The organism is Kordia jejudonensis, from assembly GCF_001005315.1.
Classification (GTDB): Bacteria; Bacteroidota; Bacteroidia; order Flavobacteriales; family Flavobacteriaceae; genus Kordia; species Kordia jejudonensis.
Genome location: NZ_LBMG01000116.1, coordinates 1 through 2,872 on the forward strand (window position 1 = coordinate 1; position 2,872 = coordinate 2,872).

Annotated in this window: 1 rRNA gene; it reads left to right on the forward strand. The window is 48.8% G+C overall.

From position 1 onward, the window contains the following. Positions 1-34: 34 nt before the first annotated feature. A 23S ribosomal RNA gene (locus AA089_RS22800) occupies positions 35-2,856 on the forward strand. Positions 2,857-2,872: the final 16 nt, after the last annotated feature.

Here is a 2,872-nt window from a genome sequence, read left to right on the forward strand (position 1 = left end):
AAAAAATATTTAAAAATAATAAAGAGCAAAAGTACAATAAGCTAAGTAAGGGCGTATGGGGAATGCCTAGGCTCTCAGAGGCGATGAAGGACGTGATAAGCTGCGAAAAGCTGCGGGGAGAGGCACATACTTTGTGATCCGCAGATATCCGAATGGGGCAACCCGGCATGTTGAAGACATGTCATCCGCAAGGAGGCAAACCCGGAGAACTGAAACATCTAAGTACCCGGAGGAGAAGAAAACAAAAGTGATTCCGCTAGTAGTGGCGAGCGAACGCGGAATAGCCCAAACCAAAGTTGTTACGGCAATTTTGGGGTTGTAGGACCACGTTATTTGATGTTAATTGAATTAGAACTGTTTGGAAAGACAGGCCATAGAGGGTGATAGTCCCGTATAGGTAAGATTAATTATTGATAGTGGTATCCTGAGTAGCGCGGGGCACGTGTAACCCTGTGTGAATTTGGCGGGACCATCCGCTAAGGCTAAATACTCCTGAGAGACCGATAGTGAACTAGTACCGTGAGGGAAAGGTGAAAAGAACCCTGAATAAGGGAGTGAAATAGACCCTGAAACCATACGCTTACAAGCGGTCGGAGCTGATTTATCAGTGACGGCGTGCCTTTTGCATAATGAGCCTACGAGTTACCGTTGCTAGCGAGGTTAAACACTTCAGGTGTGGAGCCGTAGCGAAAGCGAGTCTGAATAGGGCGCTATAGTTAGTAGTGGTAGACGCGAAACCGTGTGATCTACCCATGGGCAGGTTGAAGCTGTGGTAACACACAGTGGAGGACCGAACCGGTTGACGTTGAAAAGTCTTCGGATGACCTGTGGGTAGGGGTGAAAGGCCAATCAAACTCGGAAATAGCTCGTACTCCCCGAAATGCATTTAGGTGCAGCGTATTAATAGTTTTATAGAGGTAGAGCTACTGATTGGATGCGGGGGCTTCACCGCCTACCAATTCCTGACAAACTCCGAATGCTATAAAATGTTTTAATGCAGTGAGGGCATGGGTGCTAAGGTCCATGTCCGAGAGGGAAAGAACCCGGACCATCAGCTAAGGTCCCCAAATATATACTAAGTTGAATAAACGAGGTTTGACTGCCTAGACAGCTAGGATGTTGGCTTGGAAGCAGCCATTCATTTAAAGAGTGCGTAACAGCTCACTAGTCGAGCGGTCGAGCATGGATAATAATCGGGCATAAGTATATTACCGAAGCTATGGACTTCTATAAGGAGTGGTAGGGGAGCATTCTATCTGCGCAGAATGTGGTCTGCGAGGATTGCTGGAGCGGATAGAAAAGAAAATGTAGGCATAAGTAACGATAATGCGGGCGAGAAACCCGCACACCGAAAGACTAAGGTTTCCTCAGCTATGCTAATCAGCTGAGGGTTAGTCGGGACCTAACGCGAACCCGAAAGGGGTAGTGGATGGACAAGCAGTTAATATTCTGCTACCTGCTCACGCTAAAAGTGACGGAGGCGAAAAGTTAGTGCGCACTGACGGAATAGTGCGTTGAAGAGAGTGGTAACACCTCGATAGTACAGTAAGGCTACGGCCGCGCTGATAATCTAGCAAATCGACTTCCAAGAAAACCAAGTGAAGCAGCCCGTACCGTAAACCGACACAGGTAGTTGGGATGAGAATTCTAAGGTGCTCGAGAGATTCATGGCTAAGGAACTAGGCAAAATCGACCTGTAACTTCGGGAGAAAGGTCGCCCATCTTCGGATGGGCCGCAGTGAAAAGGTCCAGGCGACTGTTTATCAAAAACATAGGGCTTTGCTAAATCGAAAGATGATGTATAAGGCCTGACACCTGCCCGGTGCTGGAAGGTTAAGAGGAGGGTTTAGCTTCGGCGAAGATCTGAATTGAAGCCCCAGTAAACGGCGGCCGTAACTATAACGGTCCTAAGGTAGCGAAATTCCTTGTCGGGTAAGTTCCGACCTGCACGAATGGTGCAACGATCTGGACACTGTCTCAGCCATGAGCTCGGTGAAATTGTAGTATCGGTGAAGATGCCGATTACCCGCAGCGGGACGAAAAGACCCCGTGAACCTTTACTATAGCTTCGTATTGACTTTGGATAAGTAATGTGTAGGATAGGTGGGAGACTTCGATCATGTGTCGCCAGGCATGTGTGAGTCGTTGTTGAAATACCACCCTTTGCTTATCTGAAGCCTAACCTCTAGCGAGGAACAGTGCGTGGTGGGTAGTTTGACTGGGGTGGTCGCCTCCAAAAGAGTAACGGAGGCTTCTAAAGGTACCCTCAGCACGCTTGGTAACCGTGCGTAGAGTGCAATGGCATAAGGGTGCTTGACTGAGAGACATACAGGTCGATCAGGTTGGAAACAAGAGCATAGTGATCCGGTGGTTCCGCATGGAAGGGCCATCGCTCAAAGGATAAAAGGTACTCCGGGGATAACAGGCTGATCTCCCCCAAGAGCTCACATCGACGGGGGGGTTTGGCACCTCGATGTCGGCTCGTCACATCCTGGGGCTGGAGAAGGTCCCAAGGGTTGGGCTGTTCGCCCATTAAAGTGGCACGCGAGCTGGGTTCAGAACGTCGTGAGACAGTTCGGTCTCTATCTGCTGTGGGCGTTAGAAATTTGCGTGGATCTGACTCTAGTACGAGAGGACCGAGTTGGACTAACCTCTGGTGTATCTGTTGTTCCGCCAGGAGCATTGCAGAGTAGCTACGTTGGGAAGGGATAAGCGCTGAAAGCATATAAGCGCGAAACCCACCACAAGATGAGATTTCTTTAAAGGGTCGTGGGAGATGACCACGTTGATAGGCTATAGGTGTAAAGGCAGTAATGTCATAGCCGAGTAGTACTAATTACCCGTAGGCTTATGTACTGCTTCTTGTTATTTT